The sequence below is a fragment of the Sphingomonas sp. R1 genome (genome assembly GCF_025960285.1).
Classification (GTDB): Bacteria; Pseudomonadota; Alphaproteobacteria; order Sphingomonadales; family Sphingomonadaceae; genus Sphingomonas.
On record NZ_CP110111.1, the window covers coordinates 1,186,336 to 1,206,902 of the forward strand.

Below are 20,567 nucleotides of genomic sequence, written 5' to 3' on the forward strand. Positions count from 1 at the left end.
TATAGCCGGCGCCTGGTCCCCGTTGCGAGAATTTGCATGAACGCCCCCCTTCCGGCCGATACCGTGCGCGCACCCGCGACGCACGGCTGGAGCGCCGTGTTCGCCCTTTCGCTGTGCGTCGCGACGCTGATCGCCTCCGAATTCATGCCGGTGAGCCTGCTCACCCCGATCGCCGGCGACCTGCACCTCAGCGAAGGCACCGCAGGCCAGGCCATCGCGGTCTCCGGCATCTTCGCGGTGCTCACCAGTCTGTTCATCGCCCGCGCTACCGCCGGGATCGATCGCCGCCGCGTCCTCCTCGCCCTCACCATCGTCATGCTGGTCTCGGGCATCGTGGTAGCCCTCGCGCCGGATTTCACGGTGCTGATGATCGGCCGGGCGATGATCGGGGTGGTGATCGGCGGCTTCTGGTCGATGTCCGGCGCCATCGTGATGCGGCTGGTGCCGGCGGACAGCGTGCCGCGGGCGCTTGCGGTGCTGAACGGCGGCAACGCCCTCGCCACCACCATCGCCGCGCCGCTGGGCAGCTTTCTTGGCCAGTATATCGGCTGGCGCGGCGCCTTCTTCGCGGTGGTCCCGCTCGCCGCGATCACCTTTGCCTGGCAGTGGTGGGTGCTGCCCGCGATGCCTTCGCCGCGCAACGAGCGGAAGCCGAGCGCCCTGGGCGTGCTGCGCCGTCGCCACGCGCCGCAGGGCATGCTGGCGGTCACGCTGCTGTTCATGGGGCAGTTCGCACTGTTCACCTATCTGCGCCCCTTTCTCGAAACGGTGACGAAGGTGCCCATATCGCTTCTGTCGCTGATCCTCGCACTGATGGGCGGTGCCGGGCTGATCGGCAGCGCGCTGATCGGGATGGTGCTCACCCGGCATCTGCGCCGTGCCCTGATCGTGATGCCGGCCGCGCTGGGTGTCATCGCGATCGCCTTGATCGCGGCGGGCCATGCCGCCCCGCCGACAGCCGCGCTGCTGATCCTGTGGGGCATGATCGCCACCGCCGCACCGGTCGGCTGGTGGACCTGGCTCAGTCGTACCCTGCCCGAGGATGCCGAGGCCGGCGGCGGGCTCATGGTGGCGGTGATCCAGCTGGCGATCACGCTGGGCGCCGCGGGCAGCGGCGTGCTGTTCGATCACCTGGGCTATGCGGCGAGCTTCGCCGCCGCGGCGGCCCTGCTTCTTCTGTCGGCCGCGGTCGGCGCGCTCGGCGCGGCCGACATAGCCTCCCCCCGCTGAGCCGACAGGCCGGTCGTCGTGCGAGCCCTGCCCCCTGGACCTCCACGACGACCGGCATAGCCCCTGGCGTACCCGCCGCGCCCTTGCTCAATAGCCGAGCGGGCGCATCTCGCGGATCGTGTCGATCAGCAGGCGCAGCCCCATCGGCAGCTGGCGACGCCCGGAATGATAGAGGTGCATCGGCTCCCCGACCGGGGCCCAGTCGCCGAGCACGACCGCCAGCGCACCTGCCGCCAGCGGTGCCGCGACCGACGGTTCGGGCAGATAGCACAGGCCGGCGCCGCGGACCGCCAGATCGATCGCGAGCGCCGTGGAATCGACGGTCAACGTCCCGGGCACGTCGAGCGTGCACACGGCGTCGTCCCGCTCGAACTCCCAGTGGTAGATGCGATCGTCGCCCAGGCGCGAGCGGATACAGCGATGCGATCGCAGGTCGTCGGGATGCGCGGGGACGCCAAACCGCGCCAGATAGTCCGGCGACGCCACCGCCACCCAGCGGATGCTGCCCGAGATGCGCTGCGCGATCATGTCCTCGGGCACGGTGCCGCCATATCGGATGCCCGCATCAAAGCCCCGCTCGACGATATCGACCATCTGGTTCGAGACGCACAGGTCCACGGCCATGTCAGGATAGCGTTCGAGGAACACGGGCAGCACCGGCGCGAGCACCAATGCCGCGGCATGTTCGGCGACGTTCAGGCGGATCCGCCCGGCGGGCGTTTCGCGGAAATGGTTGAGCGCCTCGGTCGCCTCGATGATCGTGGCGAACGGGTGGGCGATCTCCGCCTGCAGCGTCTCCCCCGCCGCCGTCAGCGTGATGCTGCGATTGGTGCGGTTCAGCAGCCGCACGCCGAGGCGCGCCTCCAGCCCCTTCAGCGCGTGACTGAGCGCGGAGGCGCTCACGCCCAGTTCCAGTCCGGCGCGCCGGAGGCTGCGGTGCCGCGCGATCGCCAGAAAGGCGTTGAGATCGGCGAAGTCGGATCGATGGAATGCCATATTGCCTCTTCGGCGCGCAGCGTACGCCGGTGCCCCGCCTAGGTCCGCGCCTCTGCGGCCGGGTGGCGCGTCTTGCCGAACACGGGAAAGGCGCTGGCCGCCCCATAGTCCGTGCGCCGCGCCTGCTGGAGCACCGCCATGTCCGCCTCGCTGATCACGAAATCGAGCTCGGCGTTGCTGCGCAGATGCGCCGGTGTCGCCGTCTTGGGGAGGGGCTGGAGCCCGAGCTGCAGGCAGTAGCGGATGCAGAGCTGCGCGACGCCCACGCCGTAGCGGGCCGCCATCGCGCCGAGCGCGGCATCGTCCAGGGCGGCGCCATGCGCGACGGGCGAATAGGCCTGCACCAGCACCCCCTTGCTCCGGCAATAGTCGATCAGGTCGAACGGCGTTGCGCCGACATGCGCGAGGACCTGGTTCACCGCCGGCGCGACCGATCCGTGCGCCAGCAGGTTGTCGAGGTCCGCGCGCTCGAAGTTGGAAACACCGATCGCGCGAACCTTGCCGGCGGCGAGCGCATCCTCCAGCGCGCGCCACGCCTCGAGATTGCCGGCGTCGTAATCGCCGCCCGCGCGAAACTCGGCCCAGGGCTGCGGGCTGTGGATCAGCATAAGGTCGATATGATCGAGCCCGATCAGCCGCAGCGATTCATCGATGCGCCGGGCAGCATCGGCGCGGGTCTTGGATTCGGCCACCAGCTTGGTGGTGACGAACAGCGCGTCACGGGCGAGGCCGGAAGCGCGCAGCCCCTCGCCGACACCCCGTTCATTGCCATAGGCCTGCGCCGTGTCGATGTGGCGATAGCCGATCGCGGCGGCCTCGCGCACCACCGCGGCGACCGCATCGTCATCGATCCGCCAGGTGCCGAGGCCCAGCTTCGGGATCGTCACGCCATTGGCGAGCGTGTATTGTTCATCGAGGATCATGGCGTGTTCCTTTTGCCGGCGGGCGCTTCGCCTCGCCGGGCTGTTGCATGCGGCGGGACCACCGGTCCCCACGACAGGCGGGCGGCGCAGCTCGCCGCCGGCGCGGAATTCCGGGCCCCAGGCCGGGATCACCTTCCGCCGAGCGGGGCGAGATAGTCGGCGTCGGTCACCTTCTCCAGCCAGGTGACGGGGGACCCATCGACCGACTCCTGAATGGCGATATGGGTCATCGCCGCATCGGCCGTCGCGCCGTGCCAGTGCTTCTTGTCCGCCGGGCACCACAGGATATCGCCGGCATGGAATTCCAGTTTCGGCCCGCCCGCAATCTGGGTCCAGCCCACACCTTCGGTCACGATCAGCGTCTGTCCGGCCGGGTGGGTGTGCCAGGCGGTACGGGCGCCCGGTTCGAAATGGACGATCGCGCCGGAGACGCGCGAGGGGGCTTCGCGCTGGAACTGGCCGGTGATCGTCGCCGTGCCGGTGAAATAGGCCTCGGGTCCGTCGACCGTCTTCTGGTCCTGCTTGCGTACGATTTCCATGTCCGTCCTTCCTGCTCGCGCAATCGGAGCGGCGGCCACCGGATCGGTCCCGCCTCGTCCCCCCGGATCTAGGTGAAGGCGCGGCTGGCGATTAGTCGCCCCATCGGCAATGATGCGATGAGCAACGCTCAACAATGCCGGGAGGGGTCTGATGAGACTGACGCGGGCCGATCTGGCCGATCTCGCCTATTTTCTCGCCATTGCCCGGCGCGGCAGCTTCCGGGAAGCGGCGCGCGAGATGGGCGTCACGGCCTCCGCGCTGAGCCATGCCATCACCGCGCTGGAAGCACGGCGCGGGGTGCGACTGTTGAACAGAACGACGCGAAGCGTCTCCCTGACGGCCGCCGGCGAAGAGCTGCGCGCCGCCATCGAAGGTCCGCTGGATGCCATCGACAGCGCCGCCGGCACGCTGGACCGCTATCGCGATGCGCCGGCCGGCCGGATCCGCATCAACGTGCTGGAAGACGCCATGCCGCTGCTGCTCGCGCCGGTGCTGCCCCATTTCGTCGAGCGCTATCCCGATGTGACGATCGACATCAGCGTCAGCAATCGCCTGATCGACGTCGTCGGCAGCGGGTTCGATGCCGGCATCCGCTACGGCGGCACCGTGCCGGAGGACATGATCGCCCAGCGGCTCTCGCCCGACCTGCGCTGGATGACGGCCGCCTCGCCCGCCTATCTCGATCGCTTCGGCGCGCCGGCCACGCCGCAGGATCTGCGCCACCATCGCTGCATCGGCATTCGCCTCGGCAACGATCAGCACTATCACTGGGAGTTCGAACGCGGCGACGAGGCGGTGGCGATCGCGACACCGGGACCGCTGACCGTGGACGCCAGCGTCGCCGCCGTCCCGCTGGGGCTGAACGGTACCGGCATCCTCTATGCCTCGCAGCCGGTGCTGCAGCCGCATCTCGATTCGGGCGCGTTGGTCCCCGTGCTTGCCGACTGGTCGCCGATGGGCAGCGGCTTCCACCTCTATTATTCGGGCCGGCGGCACCTGCCCACCGGCCTGCGCCTGCTGATCGCCATGATCCGCGAACGCCGACCGCCGGGCGCGTGAATGCTGCCCGCGAACCAGCGGGGCTTGTATCCCGCTGCGTTCTGCGCTCCGACATGCGCGAGCGACAGGAACGGGCACGGTGAAACAGGGCGCACTCAAGCTGAAGCTGCAACTGGTCTGCGGCGAACTTTTTGCACTCGGTCCCGGCAAGGCCGATCTCCTCGACGCGATCGAGGCCCAGGGCTCGATCTCGGCCGCCGGGCGGGCGCTGGGCATGAGCTATCGCCGTGCATGGTTGCTGGTCGACGAGGTGAACCGTTGCTTTAAGGACCCCCTTGTCGAAACCCTGCGCGGCGGCGGCCGGGAACGCGGCGCGCGGCTCACCGAGGCCGGCCGCGCCGTTCTCGCCGACTATCGGGCGCTCGAGGAACAGGCGGCATCGGTGATGCGCGGCACCCCGTATGCGCGGCTGGCGGCACGGCTGCGCAGCGCACCGCAGGCCGCAGACCCCACCGACTGAACTGCCGCCGCTCAACGCGGCATTGCGCCGATCTTTATATACGCGTGGATATAAAGCAGCTAGCAACCGGCCCGATGACAGGTGCCACGGCACCGCACGCGGGGGTTTTGGGCATGAAGGTCGGCGCCGGGATTTCCGCAATGGCAGCGTCGCTGCTGCTGGTGGCATCCGCAGCCGCGCAGACCAGGGCGCCTGTAGATCCGTCCGGCGAAGACACATCCTCTCCCAATGCCGCCCCGATCCTCGTCACTGCCCGGCTGCGCCCGGAGGATGCGCAGCGCGTGCCAGGCGCGCTCTCGGTGGTGGACGGAGGCCTGCTCGACCAGAGCTATACGGTGAACACGCAAGGGCTCGCCACGCTGATCCCCAGCCTCGCCTACAGCTCGGCCAATCCGCGCAACACCGCCTTCACCATCCGCGGCCTCGGCTCCAGCGTGGTGGCGGTCAGCCAGGCGAATGACGGGCTCGAGCCGGGGGTCGGCTTCTATGTCGATCAGGTCTACCACGCCCGCCCCGCTACCGCCGCCTTCGACTTCGCCGACATCGGCCAGGTGGAGGAACTGCGTGGCCCCCAGGGCACGCTGTTCGGCAAGAACACCACGGCGGGCGCGATCAGCATCACGACGCGCAAGCCCAGCTTCACGCCCGAGGGCGTGGCCGAGCTGTCCTACGGGTCGTTCAACTTCGTGCAGGCCAAGGCCTGGGTGTCCGGCCCGATCAGCGACACGCTCGCCTTCCGCCTCTCCGGCGTCTCCACCCGACGCGACGGGGTGCTCGACAATGTCCGCACCGGCGTCGCCGCCAACACGCTCGGCACCCAGGCGGTGCGCGGCCAGTTGCTCTACCAGCCGAGCGCGATCTTCTCGCTGCGACTGATCGCCGACGTGACCAATTTCGATGCCTATTGCTGCACCCAGGTCTATCTGCGCGTCGGCCAGAGCCTGCGCCCCGCGAGCCGCCAATATGGCGGTCCCGCAGGCCTTGCGGCGCAGTTCGGCTACGCACCGCCCAGCACCGATCCCTATGATCGCAAGACCGATATCGACGGGCCGCTGGGGGTGAACACCAACGAGGGCGGCGCCAGCGCCATCGCCGACTGGAAACTGGGCGGCCACACGCTCACCTCGGTCTCGGCCTGGCGCTTCTGGAACTGGGACGCGGAAAACGACCGCGACTATACCGGGCTGCCGATCCAGCGCTCGCAGCATATCCCTTCGCGGCAGGACCAGTTCAGCCAGGAACTGCGCCTGGCCTCGGAGAGCGAGCGCCCCCTCGGCTATGTCGTCGGGCTCTACGGCTTTCACCAGCGGATCCTCGGCCGGCCGATCAGCATCTACGGCCCCGCCGCCGCCGGCTGGCTGATCGGCCCGACCACCGGCACCAACGCCATACCCGTGCCGGCCAACCTGCTCGACGGCTATGGTCAGGATGGGCGCACCGATTTCCGGAGCGCGAGCGTCGCGGCGTTCGGCGAGGCGAACTGGCGGATCGCGCCGAGGCTCACCGCTACCGCCGGCCTGCGCTACACCTATGAGGAAAAGGACGGCAGCTACGCCACTACCGTCTCGGGCGGCCCGGCCGTCACCAGCACCGCGCTGATCAACGCCCGCCTCTCCGTCCTGCGCCCGCAACGCTACACCGCGCACGACCGGGACGGCAGCGTATCGGGCCGCGCCAATCTGGCCTGGCAGGTTCGACCCTCGATGATGGCCTATGCCAGCGTCGCGCGCGGCTTCAAGTCGGGCGGGCTCAACATGTCGGGCCTGCCGCTCGACAACCAGAACCAGCCCGTGCTCGCCACGGCGGTCGTCCGGCCTGAGCGCAACACCAGCTACGAGATCGGGCTGAAGACCGACTGGTGGGGCCGTCGCATCACCTTCAATATCGACGGCTATTACACCCGGGTCCGCGATTTCCAGGCGACGGTGGTCGATTCCAGCCAGACGGTGGCGCTGCGCGGCTACCTGTCCAACATCCCGGCGGTGACAGTGAAGGGGATCGAAGCGGACCTGAGCTTGCGGCCGCTCGCCGGCCTCGCCGCCCGCGCGTCGCTCGCCTATGCGGATGGCCGCTACAGCGACTATCCGGCCGGCCCCTGTCCGCTGGAGGTGCAGGGCACCGCCACGACCGCCTGCAGCCTTACCGGGCAGCGGCTCGCCTCCCTCCCCCGGATCGCGGTGACGGGCGGGGTGGACTATGCGCTGCCGATCGGGCGCGACGCCGCGCTGCTGCATGTCGATGTCGTCGGGCGAAGCGGGTTCAATGGCGATCCCAGCCTGTCGCGCTACACCCGTATCGAAGGCTATACCCTCACCAATGCCAGCCTGGGCTGGCGCTTCGGCGGCGGGCTGGAAGTGGTGGTGTTCGCCCGCAACCTGTTCGACACCCGCTACATCCAGAACCTCACGATCCAGGCCGGCAATTCGGGCCTGATCCTTGGCACGCCGGGCGATCCACGGGTCGTCGGAGGGACGCTCCGGCTGCGGCGTTGAGCGCGGCTCAACGCGACGTCAATCCGCCGGCCGATTGTTACACCCCCGGCCCGGACCTAGCTTCTGGCCGGGTCGAGGCGCGGCGCCGGTTCGCGCGCCCGGCAGAGAAGAGGTGCGCATGGAACTCCGGATCAACGACAGGCTGCACGCGGTGGACGCCGCGCCGGACACGCCGCTCCTTTGGGTATTGCGCGACGATCTGGGGATGACCGGCACCAAATATGGCTGCGGCATTGCCCAGTGCGGCGCCTGCTCGGTGCTGGTCGACGGGGTCGTCACGCGCGCCTGCGTGACGCCGGTCGACAGTGTCGCAGGCAAGCAAATTACCACGATCGAGGCGGTCGAGCAGGATGCCGTAGGTGCCCGCGTGGTGCAGGCCTGGATCAAGCATCAGGTGCCGCAATGCGGCTATTGCCAGTCCGGCCAGGTGATCGCGGCGACCGCGCTGCTCAAGGAAGTCGCGCAGCCGAGCGATGCCGAGATCGCAGCGGCCATGGTCAATCTCTGCCGCTGCGGGACGTACAACGCGATCCGCGCGGCAGTGCAGGATCTGGCAGGCGCAACGCCGGCAGCGGCGGTCGACGCCGGCGCGCCCGGCGATATCGCCGCCGCTGCGCTATTGGTCGCAGGTGCTGCGGCTGTTGCTGCCGCCAAGCCTCGGGACGGCGCCGCGTGAGCCGCCTGCTCGACCTGCCGACCGGGGCGCCGGTCAACATCTCGCGCCGCGGCTTCCTGGTACGGGCGGCGGGTGCCAGCGCAGGGGCGCTGGTGCTGGGCTTCGGCATTCCCGTCGACGGCGCGCGCGCAGCGGCGGCGACCACGCCGATCAAGCCAGGCACGCGCGTGCCCGCCTTTCTCGAGATCCGCCCGGATGGGACGGTGCACCTTCGCAGCCCCTTCATGGAAGGTGGCCAGGGCATCTATACCGCGATGGCGCAGATCGTCGGCGAGGAACTCGACGCCGACCCCGCGACCTTCGTGGTGGAAAGCGCGCCGACCGGCCCCGACTATCTGGTCGTCAACGGGATGATGCGGATCACCGGCGGCAGCATGTCGGTCCGCACCAGCTACGAGACGATGCGCCGCGTCGGCGCGATGGCGCGGCACCTGCTGCTCCAGGCGGGCGCCGCCAGGCTGGGCGTGCCGATCGAGGCGCTCTCGACCGAACCCGGCCGCGTCGTCCACCAGGCCGGCGGTCGCTCGATCGGCTATGGGGAGCTGGCGGCGCAGGCGCTCGACCTGCCCTCGCCCGATCCCGCCAGCGTTCCCCTCAAGGATCCGGCGCAGTTTCGGTGGATCGGCAAGTCGATCCCCCGGCTCGACATCCACGACAAGTCGATCGGTAAGGCGCTCTACGCCATCGACATGCGCGTCGACGGGATGCTCCACGCCGCCGTTCAGCATGCGCCGCGCTATGGGCTGACGGTGGGTGGGATCTACAACGAGGCGCAGCTGAAAGCGATGCCCGGCGTCCATTCGGTGCACCGCCTGCCGGGCGCCGTCGCGGTCGTCGCAGAGCGGTGGTGGAACGCCAGGCGCGCGGTGGAGGCCGCGCTGGTCGACTGGCAGGAGCCCGCCGACAAGGCCGCGATCCGCTACATGCCCGCCGATTTCGCGACCGATGCGTTCCGCGACCAGCTCGCCGCGCGTCGGCAGGAGGGCGAGGCCGCCGAGACGCAGGGTGATCCCGCCGCCGCATTCGACAAGGCGGCGAAGCAGATCGAGGCGACCTATCACAGCCAATATGTCGTGCACGGCCAGCTCGAGCCCCCCTCGGCGCTCGCGCGGTTCAACGACGACGGCGCGCTGGACCTGTGGTTCCCCAACCAAGCCCCCGACATGTTCCTGGGGGACATCGCCAGGCGCACCGGCCTGGACCCGGCGAGGATCACCATCCATTCACCGCTGCTCGGCGGATTCTTCGGGCGGCACTTCGTCTATCCGGACGCCGCCCCCTATCCCCAGGCGATCCTGCTCGCCAAGGCAACCGGCCGCCCCGTCAAGCTGATCTGGACACGCGAGGAGGAATTCCTGCGGGATACCCACCGCCCGCTGGCGGTGGTGCGCTTTCGCGGCGCGCTCGATGCCGGCGGCATGCCCGTGGCGATCGAGGCGATCAGCAGTACCGAAGGGCCGACCGAAGGCATCGCCAACCAGCGCGGCAAGGACCTCGATCCGACGGCGCTGGAGGGGCTCGCCAACAAGGCGTACGCGATCCCCGCCCGCAGGATCGCGCAGGATTTTGTCAAGCAGCCGGCGATGCTCGGCTATTGGCGCTCGGTCGGCAACTCGATGAACGACTTCTTCTACGAGTCCTTCCTCGACGAGCTGGCCGATGCCGGTGGCCAGGACCCGCTGGCGCTGCGCCTGCACCTGCTGCGCGACGATGCGCGGCTCGCCACCCTGCTCAAGGCGGTGGCAGATCTCTCCGGGGGCTGGAAGCGCGGGCCCTATATGGCACCCGACGGCTCCCGCCGCGCACGCGGGATCGCGATGGCCTCGCCCTTCGGCACGGAGACGGCGGCCATCGCCGAAGTCTCGATCCAGGGCGGGCAGGTGCAGGTGCACGAACTGTGGCAGGCGATCGATCCCGGCAGCGTCGTCAACCCGGCGATCATCGATGCCCAGGTGAACGGCGCGGTGGCGCTGGGGACCTCGCAGGTCCTGCTCGAGGAGGCGGTGTATCAGGACGGCATGCCGTTGGCGCGCAACTATGACGGCTACCCGATCCTGCCGCCCGATCGCATGCCGCGCGTGCAGGTCCGCATTGTCGAGAGCGGTGCCAAGATGGGCGGCATCGGCGAACCCGGCCTGCCCGCGGTACCGCCGGCGATCGCCAATGCCGTGTCGCACCTCACCGGCCAACGCCTGCGTAGCATGCCGCTGTCGCGCCTCCGCTTCGATGCCTGATCGCCCCCTGCCCCTTGCACCGGCCCGCTGAATTGGATGCTCGCGTGAAGAAGATCCTCGCCCTGATATTGCCGGTGCTGCTGGTGCTTGCCGGCGCTACCGCAAAGTTCGTGACCCGCACGCCGGCCTCGCCGTTCGACGGCGCGGCCGCGCCCGCCGCCTCGCCCGACCTCGTGGCGCGCGGAGCCTATCTCGCCCGGGCGGGCGACTGCGTCGCCTGTCACAGCCTGCCGGGGGGCCGTGCCTATGCGGGCGGGCTCAAGATGCCGACGCCGATGGGCGCGATCTATGCGACCAACATCACGCCCGACAAGGCAACCGGGATCGGCACCTACACCCTGGCGGACTTCGATCGCGCACTGCGCCACGGCGTGGCCGGGGACGGGCACCGGCTGTATCCGGCGATGCCCTACCCCTCCTATGCCAAGCTGACGGACGAGGACGTCCGCGCCCTTTACGCCTATTTCCTCCACGGCGTCGCGCCGGTGCGGCAGGCGAACCGGGCGAGCGACATCCCCTGGCCGCTCAACCTGCGCTGGCCGCTGGCCTTGTGGAACGGCGTGTTCGCGCCGTCGGCGCCGTTCCGCGCCAATCCGGCCAAGGACGCGCTGTGGAACCGCGGCGCCTATTTGGTGCAGGGTGCCGGCCATTGCGGCGCCTGTCACACCCCCCGCGGCATTGCGATGAACGAGCGCGGCACCGATCAGGGCAGCAGCGCCTATCTGTCGGGCGCGGTGATCGACCATTGGTATGCCCCCAGCCTGCGCGGCGATCCTAACACCGGCCTGGCGCGCTGGAGCGAGAACGACATTTTCCGCTTCCTCAAGACCGGCCGCAACCAGCACGGCGTGGTCTATGGTTCGATGGCCGAGGCGTTCAACAATTCCACCCAGTTCCTCACCGACCGCGATCTGCGCGCGATCGCCCATTATCTGAAGGACCTGCCCGGCGACCCAAACCGCGACGGCGCGCCCTGGCAGTATCGGCCGGCAGGCGACACGCTCAGCGTGGCGAAGCGCACGGGCGATCTTGGCGCGCAGGTCTATGCCGCGAAGTGCAGCTTCTGCCACGGGCCCGACGGGCGCGGCAAGGCGCCGTGGATCCCGCCGCTCGCCGGCACCGCCTCCTCGCTGGCGGGCCATGGCGACTCGCAGATCAACATCACCCTCAATGGTTCGGCCCGCGTGGTCGCCGCCGGGGTGCCCGACGCCTATCGCATGCCCGCGTATCGCGCGCAGCTGAGCGACGCACAGGTTGCCGCAGTCGTCAGTTTCGTACGCCGCAACTGGGGCAACGACAGCGGGGCGGTCACGCCGCGGGCGGTGACGGCGATCCGGCGTGATACGCGTGCAGCCGTCCTCGACATAAGCCCCCTGCCCACCCGTTGAGCGCCGCTCAGCACCGCATGAAGTCCGTTCCGGCTGCCTGCCTGTGCCGCGTTCCGCTATCCGTGCGGCATTCCGGAGGGAGCGTACCGTGCGAGGCAACAGACCAGAGGCTGCGGCCCTTCTGACCGGGCTGATCGCTGCCACCGCCTGCCCCCCGGGCGCTGCCGTACACACCAGGATGAAGGACCCCCGCATGGCGACCCGCGCCGTACCCCACCCCGCGTCCCGGCTCGAAATCGAAGGACCCGACGGACGCTGGCACGTGCAGCTGGAGGACAGCGCCGCGACGCGCGACCTGCTGGCCCTGATGCCGCTGACGCTGGAACTCGAGGATTTCGGCGTGAGCGAGAAGATCGCGATGCTCCCCCGGAGGTTACGGCATCCCGATGCCCCGGAGGGCGTGGCGCCGGTCGCAGGCGACCTCGCCTATTACGCCCCCTGGGGCAATCTCGCGATCTTCCGGCGTGATTTCCGCTACTCGCCGGGGCTGGTCCGGCTCGGTCGCATCACGACACCGCTCGCCGCGCTTCGCGGCACCGGTCGATTGCGGGTCACGCTGCGGCAGGCGCCACGCGATTTCGGCGCGCCGCGCTGACGCCCAAGCCCATTCTCCGCACGCCGCGCGGCCCCTTTTCCGCCCGAACCGTTCGCCTGCATCATTCCAGCAGAAGCAGCGACGTGATCGTCAGTCGCGGGCTGCTGGCGCTGGCCTGCCAGGAACCGGCAATGTCTCCGGCGTGGAGGCAGTTGGCCGGGTAGAAGATCAGGCGGTTGAAGGCGATCGCCGCCTGGCCGATTCGGACGAAGCCGGGGCTGTCGCCGTCCTGATATGCCGGCGACGGCATGCCATGGGCCTGTCCGTCCCGCGCAAGCGCCTGGCGCCACAGCGGCAGACGGTCCGCCGTGATCCGCTCGAACCCGGTGGCGCGGTGACGATAGAAGCTGGTCCCGCCATGGGGCGCCGCGCAGAGATAATGGACCGAAGCGATGATCGTCTCGGCACAATCATCGAAATGGGGGATGCGCTGGATCGGCGCCAGACGCGCAGGATCGTCCCCCGCCACGGCGAAACTGGTGCGCAACATGCTGACGCGACCGCCCAGAACCGCCGCTGCCGCGCCGACCAGCCAATCGGGATAGGCAGCAGGCGTGGGCGCCCGCAGGCCGGGGTAGAGATCGCCTTGCTCTCGCCGGAACGCGAGGCGCTGCGCCGCCGCGACCAGCGCATCGGGCTGCGGGTGCGCATCTTCCTGTTGCCACAGCGGCACCTGCTCCGCACCCATGCGGGCCGGGCCATGGCTCATGCCGCGGGTACGAACCAGGCGGCCTCGGCGGCCCGCCGCACATTCTTGCGCCGGACCAGCCCGGCCACATGATCCAGCGAGAGCGCCATTGCCGCCAGGATCATCACCTGATCCCAATCCCCCAGCGCCGTCGCCTTGCGCCCCAGCGCCCGCTCGTCGATGCCGTACAGCCCGGACAGCGTGGCCGCCCCACCATCGTGGAAGGCGACATCCAGCTTCACCTCGGTGAGCAGGCGATGCTCGGTGACGCGATCGACCAGCGCGGCCGTGGCGGCCTGCTCCGCCACCAGCTGGCCGAGGATCGCCTGCACCGATTGCAGGTAGGCACTGTCGGACCCGTCTGCCTCGACAATGCCCACTGGCCCATCCGGCACGATCGCCGCGCTCGTCTCATCGATGCACACCGCCCCCTCCAGATCGCCGCTGCCAACGAAGAAGGGCAGCCGCAGCAGATTGAGCGGGACGTGATCGGCATCGAATGTCGTGCCGTCCCAGAACAGATTTTCCTGCGGCTCCAGCCCGAGCAGCGCGGCGGGATAGAATTGGCCGGTCTCGGCATCCTTGGCGAGGAACACGGGGAACTGGCTGGCCACCTTGCGGATCTCGCCTGCGACCAGCGGCACGAGGTGAACGCTCGCCGCCGCCGAAAGCGCGCGTGCGGGATCGAGCCGAAGCCCGGCATGGTCCTTGCGGGTGAGTTGTACCAGATTCATCGCGTCTCTTTCGGGGCAGGCCTGGGGGTCAGATGGGCTGGAAGCGATACTGCGCGAGCTTGTCGAGCAGCGCGCGGTTCGTCGGCATCGTGCTCGCCAGTCGGCGCTTGGTCGCGGTCACGCGCTCCAGCGCATCCTCGGCGGCATCGCGGGCGGCCAGCGCACCGGCGCGCGGCGCGGTGCGAAAGCCCATGCCGTAGAGCACATATTGATAGCTCGCCGCCGGGAACATCTCGTGGGCGCTGGCGAAGTCATGCTCGCCCGGCGGGGTGTGCCGCCACAGCTCCAGCAGATCCTGGAGCGGCTGGGGAATGGTCGCGGGATCGCGATTGTCGCGCCAGAAGGCGGTGTCGTCGCGCTGGGACAGCATATAGTGCAGCTTGAGGAACTCGATGATCCGATCCCAGCGATAGCGGGTCATGGCGTTGAAGCGACGTGCGACGATGTCCATCGCAGCGCGCGTGGCGGGCATGGCGCTCGCGATATAGTCGGCCGAAAGTTCGATCAGCACGAGCGCCGATGCCTCGAGCGGCTCGAGGAATCCCGCCGCCAGCCCGACGGCGACGACATTGTTCTTCCAGAAGGTCTCGCGGTGGCCCGAGCGGATGGTGATCTCGCGCGGGGTCAGGTGGGCGAAGGCCGGGCCGACATAGGCGGCGAGCGCCTCCTCCACCCGATCGGCACCGGCGTGCCGGCTGGAATAGACATAGCCCACGCCGCGCCGGTTCTGCAGCCCGATATCCCAGATCCAGCCATGGTCCTGCGCGGTGGAGACGGTGTGCGATACGATCGGTGCGTCCTCGCGGTCATAGGGCACCTGCACCGCCAGCGCGCGATCGATGAACAGCACGTCGCTGCAGTCGAGGAACGGTACCCCCAGCGTCTGGCCGAGCAGCAGCGAGGAAAAGCCGCTGCAATCGACGAACAGGTCTGCCGCGATGCTTCCATGCCGCTGGCCGATCACGGCGGTGACGTCGCCATTCTCCGCCTGCTCGACGCGGACGATGTCATCGTCGACATGGCGCACGCCGAGCTTGCCGATACAGTGCGCGCGCAGCATCTCGCCCAGCCGCACCGCGTCGAGATGGTAGGCATAGTTGGCGATGCCGCCATATTCGGGCGAGGTGATCTGCTTGGGCGCGAGATCATGCTCGCACAGGAATTCCTGGAAACACACCGCATCGGAGAAGGACGGAGTGCCCGCCGCGTCGGCGCGTGCGTTCCAGAACGGCGCAAGGTCCACGTCCGGAAAGCCCTCGGGCAATACCAGCGGGTGGTAGTAGAAATCGTCGGCGCCGCCGGTGCGCCAGCCGGCGAACTTCGCCCCCTGCTTGAACGACGCCTTGCAGGTGCGCAGGAAATCCGTCTCGCTGATGCCGATCTTGCGCAGCGTGTTGCGCATCGTCGGCCAGGTCCCCTCACCGACGCCGATGATCCCCAGTCGCACGCTTTCGACGAGCGTGACCTTGAGGTCCGGTCCGTGGCGCGCGGCGATCAACGCGGCGGTGAGCCATCCCGCCGATCCGCCTCCGACGATGCAGACCGACTCAATCTGTCGATTCATGCGACTTCGACATCCCTCTCTCTCGTCTCGATCTAGCACGAATGGAGTGGCGGCAAAGGGGCGGGACGGGGTCACCCCATCCCGCCCCCGATCCGCTACCCTCGGATCAGAAGTTGACCCGGGCGCCGAGCTTGAAGCGCCGTCCGCTATCCTCCGCGTTCAGGAACTGATTGGAGTAATAGGCATATTTGAAGGCGATCGAGTTGGTGAGGTTCGCGCCTTCGACGAACACGGCGAAGTTGGAATTGAGGTGATAGGTCAGGCTCGCATCGACCTGGGAATAGGCCCGGACCTGGGTGACCGCCTGGCCCGCCCCGTTGAGCGGCGGGGGCGCGAGATACTGCAGGAACCGATCGCGCCAGTTGAACGCCACCCGCGCCTCGATCCCGTGATTGTCGTAGAAGGCCACGGCGTTGGCCGAGTTGGACAGGCCGGTCAGCGCGAACTTGTTGCGAAGATCCTGCGGATTGAGGTGGCGGTTCGACCCGACCAGCGTGCCGTTGACCTGGAAGCCGAAGCCCGTGTCGCCGAACGCATGCTGCCAGGCCGCCTCCAGGCCGGTCACCGTTGCGTCCTGCCCGTTGACCGGGGCAGTGATGGTGAACTGCGCCGGCGTGCCGGTCGCCGGATCGAGCAGCGCGCTGCCCGAGGCCGCGGTGACCGGGCCGGTCGTCTGGTTGAGCACGATGAAGTTGTTCACGCTCTTCAGATAGCCGCCCAGCGAGACATAGCTCGACCGGCCGTAATAATATTCGAACGACAGATCGAGGTTGCTCGCCTTGAACGGCTTGAGATCGGCATTGCCGCGGCTGGCGGCGAAGTTGCCGGGACGCAGCGTGACCAAGGTGGTCACCGGCGAGAGCTGCTCCAGCGTCGGCCGGGTGATCGTCTGCGAGGCGGCGAAGCGCATCGTGAACGCATCGGACAATTGCCACTTCAGCGCGATGTTGGGCAGGATGTCGATATAATGCGCCGTGCCCACCGTGCGGGTGGTGCCCGATGCCGTCGAGCCGTACTGCGTCTGGTCGTTGGCCAGCTTGACCAGCGCGGTATAGGCGGTGGCAAGGCCGTTGACGTTGGTCGAGGTATCCTCGAACCGCACGCCGGCGACAATCGAGATCGGCTTCCCGGCAACGGTGCCGCGCCATTCGGTCTCGAGATAGCCGCCCAGCACCCGCTCCTTGACGAGCGTGTCGTTGACCAGGGGCGGCGCGAAGGAGAAGCCTGCACCCTGCTGCGCAGTGATCGCGTTGAACAGCGTCGGGCCGTCGAAGGTCTGCCACTGGGTGGGCAGGCGGTTCGATCCGCTTACGCCCGACAGGAACCCGCTGCCCGCATCGAAGGTGGTGATCGCCACCCCTGCCGGCACCGGCAGATTATAGCCGCAGGTGGTGCAGCCGGTGCCGCCGTCATTCGAATAGAGCGACGTCCGCTTGCGATCCTCCGAGCCGTAGAAGCCGGCATTGGCCTTTACCAGTCCCTCGCTGCCGTCCCCCTTATAGGCAAGATCGGCGCGCACCTGCTTCACTTCGTCGCGGACCCCGTAGCCGCGCAGCAGCATCACGTGCTGGCACATCGGCTGCCCCGCGCCCACCACGCTGGTGCTGCCAGAACGACCGGAATCGGTGACGGCACTGCCGCAACGATTGGTGGCATTGGCGAAGGTCGGCAGCGTCTCGGTCTGCCAGGGCAGGCGCGACCCATCCGACTGGTAGCGCGACGAGCCGGTGAGATAGCCGAGCAGCGCCAGATAGGCTTCCTTGCCGCCGTTCGGCTCTTCCTTGGCCAGCGAGTAGGTGCCGTCGAGGCTGGCGGAAAGGTTGGGCGAGACCTGCCATTCGACGTTCATGCCCACCGCGCGCGTATTGGTGCGCTTGTCGAACTTCTTGTAGTGAAAGTCCGTGGCGATGCCGCTGGCCTGCGTCATGTCCACCACCGTACCGTTGGCGTCGGTCTTGACGTTGGTGAGATTGGACGCGGTGAACCAATGGCCATAGGAGCGCGCGTCGGTGGTATTGGTGAACTTGGTGTAGAGCGCGTCCGCAGTCACCGTCACCGCATCGCTCGGACGATATTGCAGCACGAGCGTGCCGCCGATCCGCTCGCGATCCTCCCGAGTGACCTTGCTGTCGAAATTCTGCGGGATGAAGATGTTGCCCTGCGGATTGGTCGAGGACACCGTGCCCTTGCCGCCATTGACCTGATTGGCCGGGATCGCAGGGTTGACCAGCCAGCCATCGGTCTGCGCCTGCTTGATCTTGGTGAAACGGTGCTGGTAGCTGCCCGAAAGAAGCACGCCCAGCGTGCCATCCGCCAGGGTATCGGCAAACAGGAAGGACGCGTCCGGCGCGGTTTTCTTGGCGTTGGCGTCGTAGTTGACGTCGACCGTGCCGGCGAACTTCATGCCCTTATAGTCGAACGGTCGCGCGGTCTTGATGTTCACGGTCGAGCCGACGCCACCCGACTGGTAGCGGGCGGTCGACGACTTGTAGACCTCCACGCCGGAGACGAGTTCGGAAGCCAGCGTATCGAAGGAAAAGGCGCGGCCCGATGCCTGGCTGGGGTCGGTCGGGGTCGCCACCTGACGGCCGTTGACGAGCACCGTGTTGAATTCCGGTCCGAAACCGCGGACCGTGACGAACGCGCCCTCGCCGCCCGATCGATCGATCGAAACACCGGTGATGCGCTGCAGCGATTCCGCCAGATTGGCGTCGGGCAGCTTGCCGATATCCTTGGTCGAAATGGCATCGACGATGCCGGACGCCGCCCGCTTGATGCCGCGCGAATTGTCGAGGCTGGCGCGCAGGCCGGTCACGACGATGGTGGCGCCTTCGTCGGCTGTGGGCGCCTGTGCGGGCGCCGGGGCCGTCTGGTCCTGGGCGCTGGCCTGGGCGACCATCGCAAGCTGCTTGCCGCCGCCGCCGGTCGGGTCCGAGGCCGGCCGCGGAACCACGACATAGGTGCGCGGGCCGGACTGGCGAGCGACGAGGCCGGTGCCGGCGAACAGGCGATTGAGCGCCTCCCCCACCGTATATTCGCCGCGCACGCCATTGGTGCGAACCGATTGGGTCAGGCGGCGCGCCGCGATGATCTGCACGTCCGCCTGATGCCCGAACAGGCCGATCGCGGTCTGCGCGGGCTGCGCGTCGATCGAGAATTGCCTGGTTTGTGCAGCGGCCTGTGCCGCAGCAGGCATCGCGACCATGCAGACGATGCTCGCGGACGCAAAGAGCGCCCCACGCAAGGTGGCTCTCGCCATAAATCCTCCCCTTTTGATCCTGCTTCTTTTTCAGGCCGCTTTTTTGGACCTGTACCTGCCTAGAGACCCGCCCGCCGATTTTCCCTACTATCCCCGTTGTTGTGCAGACGAATTTTATTGTGCTTCCCTGCGCTCTCGTCACTTCCTGGTCATGCGCTGGATGCGAATGAAGCGCGGGTCGTCAGTATTGACGGAGAGGTCCAGCGCATCGCGCACCGCACCGGCAAATCCCTCGGGATCGTTGATCCGAAAGAGGCCGTCGAAGCGCTCGCCGGCCGCATCGGGATCGGCGATGACGATCTGGCGCTCGTTGTAGCGATTGAACTCGTCGGCCGCGTCCGCCAGCGTCGTCCCGTTCAGGTCGATCATGCCGGATCGCCAGGCCAGCGCGCGATCGACCGCGGATGCCTTGGTCGTCTCGTAATGCACGATAGCCCGATCATTGATCCGCGCGGATTGTCCTGCGCTGAGCCGCACGCGCTGCCCCTGGTCTTCCTCCGACCAGGTTTCAACCACGCCCTCGGTGACCAGCACCTCGACGCCATTGTCGCGCCGCCGCACCGAAAAGGCCGTGCCGATCGCCTGTGCGCGGACCTTGCCCGACGCGACCACGAACGGACGCGTGGCGTCCCTGGCCACCTCGAACCATGCCTCGCCCTCCGCAAGCTCGACCTCGCGGGCCTGCGTCGCCATGCGCACCTGCAGCGCGCTGCCGGAATTGATCGTCATCACCGATCCGTCGACCAGCGGGACGCGCCGGATCTCGCCCACCTTGGTGACATAGGCGACGCCCCGCCCGGGGAACAGCAGCGCGCCGACGATCCCGGCCGCCGATGCCGCGACGAGTCCTCCCAGGACTCCGCGCCGCCGCCACGGGCTCGGGCGGCCGGCGTTCACGCCTTCCTCCTGCGCGCCAAGCGTCCCCGCATCAAGCTGCGCGCCGATCTGAGGTGCCTGCCACAGGGCCTGCGTCCGCAGCAGAAGGCCGTTGCGTCGGGGGTCCTCCGCGAGCCATCGCTCCAGCTCGGCGGCATCCGCCTCGCTCCAGGCGTCGGCGTCCATGCGGGCGACCCAGCGAGCCGCGGCGTCGGCATCGGCCTGTTGCGTCGCCTCGCTCACGAGATCCCCGCCTTTCGGTTGGCTGCGATTGCACCGGCGCCCGCCGGCTCCCCGCGTGCGGACCACCCCTCGCGGATCGCGCGCACGCCCACCCAGACCTGCTTTTCGACCGCCTTCTCGCTGATCCCCAGATGCGCGGCGATCTCCTTTTGCGACCAGCCCTCGATCTTGCGCAGTTCGACGATCCGGCGGCAACGCTCGGGCAGGCCCGCGATCAGGGCCATCACCCGCTCATAGGCGAGGCGCGTCGATACCTGCTCTTCGGGCGACGGTGTCTGCGTGTCCCGGAAGCTCTCGATCTCGCTGATCGCCTCGAGGGGAACGACCTGCTGCCGCTTGAGCCTGCGCAGCAACAGGTTGCGGGCGATCGAGAAGAAATATGCGTGCCCGCAATCGATATGGTCGACCGTCTGGAGCATGGCGATCCGGCAATAGGCTTCCTGCATCAATTCATCCACGTCCTCGGGCGCAAGTCGTCTGCGCGCGAACCAGGCCCGGACGCGGTCCTCGTGCGGGAGAATCTCGCGCGCGACCCACAGCGCCAGGCTACGGCGGCGCTCCAGCTCCGATGTCACATCCCCTTTCGCCACACCCTCCTATGGCCGCATGC

The 20,567-nt window shown here is 68.4% G+C and carries 17 protein-coding genes; 8 read left to right on the forward strand and 9 right to left on the reverse strand.

The annotated features are described in order from the left end of the window. Positions 1-36 precede the first annotated feature (36 nt). Positions 37-1,230 carry an MFS transporter gene (locus OIM94_RS05685; RefSeq protein ID WP_264609126.1) on the forward strand — a complete coding sequence of 398 codons (1,194 nt, stop codon included), beginning with the start codon at positions 37-39 and terminating at the stop codon, positions 1,228-1,230. Positions 1,231-1,317: 87 nt separating this feature from the next. Here OIM94_RS05685 and OIM94_RS05690 read toward each other — a convergent pair whose 3' ends face one another. From OIM94_RS05690 to OIM94_RS05700, 3 genes are all read right to left on the reverse strand, one after another. Continuing rightward, positions 1,318-2,226, reverse strand: coding sequence for a LysR family transcriptional regulator (locus OIM94_RS05690; protein ID WP_264609127.1), 909 nt, complete (start codon positions 2,224-2,226; stop codon positions 1,318-1,320). 38 nt (positions 2,227-2,264) lie between these two features. Beyond that, complete coding sequence (locus tag OIM94_RS05695; RefSeq protein WP_264609128.1) at positions 2,265-3,149, reverse strand: aldo/keto reductase; 885 nt, start codon at positions 3,147-3,149, stop codon at positions 2,265-2,267. A 128-nt stretch (positions 3,150-3,277) separates the two neighbouring features. Further along, a complete protein-coding gene (locus OIM94_RS05700; RefSeq protein WP_264609129.1) occupies positions 3,278-3,688 on the reverse strand; it encodes a cupin domain-containing protein in 411 nt (136 codons plus the stop codon). A gap of 151 nt (positions 3,689-3,839) precedes the next feature. Here OIM94_RS05700 and OIM94_RS05705 point away from each other — a divergent pair, with 151 nt between their 5' ends. From OIM94_RS05705 to OIM94_RS05735, 7 genes are all read left to right on the forward strand, one after another. Then, a complete protein-coding gene (locus tag OIM94_RS05705) occupies positions 3,840-4,748 on the forward strand; it encodes a LysR family transcriptional regulator (RefSeq protein WP_264609130.1) in 909 nt (302 codons plus the stop codon). Positions 4,749-4,827: 79 nt separating this feature from the next. Beyond that, positions 4,828-5,208 carry a winged helix-turn-helix domain-containing protein gene (locus OIM94_RS05710; protein ID WP_264609131.1) on the forward strand — a complete coding sequence of 127 codons (381 nt, stop codon included), beginning with the start codon at positions 4,828-4,830 and terminating at the stop codon, positions 5,206-5,208. A gap of 113 nt (positions 5,209-5,321) precedes the next feature. Continuing rightward, complete coding sequence (locus tag OIM94_RS05715) at positions 5,322-7,700, forward strand: TonB-dependent receptor (RefSeq protein WP_264609132.1); 2,379 nt, start codon at positions 5,322-5,324, stop codon at positions 7,698-7,700. 118 nt (positions 7,701-7,818) lie between these two features. Beyond that, a complete protein-coding gene (locus OIM94_RS05720) occupies positions 7,819-8,376 on the forward strand; it encodes a (2Fe-2S)-binding protein (RefSeq protein WP_264609133.1) in 558 nt (185 codons plus the stop codon). Continuing rightward, entirely contained in the window at positions 8,373-10,610 is a 2,238-nt protein-coding gene (locus OIM94_RS05725) for a xanthine dehydrogenase family protein molybdopterin-binding subunit (RefSeq protein WP_264609134.1), read from the forward strand. Before OIM94_RS05720 ends, OIM94_RS05725 begins: the two co-directional genes overlap by 4 nt. A 44-nt stretch (positions 10,611-10,654) precedes the next feature. After that, positions 10,655-11,998, forward strand: coding sequence for a c-type cytochrome (locus tag OIM94_RS05730; protein ID WP_264609135.1), 1,344 nt, complete (start codon positions 10,655-10,657; stop codon positions 11,996-11,998). Positions 11,999-12,176: 178 nt separating this feature from the next. Continuing rightward, entirely contained in the window at positions 12,177-12,593 is a 417-nt protein-coding gene (locus OIM94_RS05735; protein ID WP_264609136.1) for a cyclophilin-like fold protein, read from the forward strand. Between the two features lie 61 nt (positions 12,594-12,654). On the opposite strand, the gene OIM94_RS05740 is transcribed toward OIM94_RS05735, so the two are convergent. The 6 genes from OIM94_RS05740 to OIM94_RS05765 form a co-directional block, all read right to left on the reverse strand. Beyond that, entirely contained in the window at positions 12,655-13,302 is a 648-nt protein-coding gene (locus tag OIM94_RS05740) for a DUF6445 family protein (protein WP_264609137.1), read from the reverse strand. Beyond that, complete coding sequence (locus OIM94_RS05745) at positions 13,299-14,015, reverse strand: SapC family protein (RefSeq protein WP_264609138.1); 717 nt, start codon at positions 14,013-14,015, stop codon at positions 13,299-13,301. The genes OIM94_RS05740 and OIM94_RS05745 overlap by 4 nt, the downstream gene beginning before the upstream one ends. A gap of 28 nt (positions 14,016-14,043) precedes the next feature. Next, positions 14,044-15,579 carry a tryptophan halogenase family protein gene (locus OIM94_RS05750; RefSeq protein WP_264609139.1) on the reverse strand — a complete coding sequence of 512 codons (1,536 nt, stop codon included), beginning with the start codon at positions 15,577-15,579 and terminating at the stop codon, positions 14,044-14,046. 106 nt (positions 15,580-15,685) lie between these two features. Then, positions 15,686-18,838, reverse strand: a complete 3,153-nt coding sequence (locus OIM94_RS05755; RefSeq protein WP_264609140.1) for a TonB-dependent receptor — start codon at positions 18,836-18,838, stop codon at positions 15,686-15,688. Between the two features lie 138 nt (positions 18,839-18,976). After that, entirely contained in the window at positions 18,977-19,957 is a 981-nt protein-coding gene (locus OIM94_RS05760; protein ID WP_264609141.1) for a FecR family protein, read from the reverse strand. Next, the gene (locus tag OIM94_RS05765) at positions 19,954-20,532 is read right to left on the reverse strand and encodes an RNA polymerase sigma factor (RefSeq protein WP_264609142.1); all 579 of its coding nucleotides are present in this window, start codon (positions 20,530-20,532) and stop codon (positions 19,954-19,956) included. The genes OIM94_RS05760 and OIM94_RS05765 overlap by 4 nt, the downstream gene beginning before the upstream one ends. Positions 20,533-20,567: the final 35 nt, after the last annotated feature.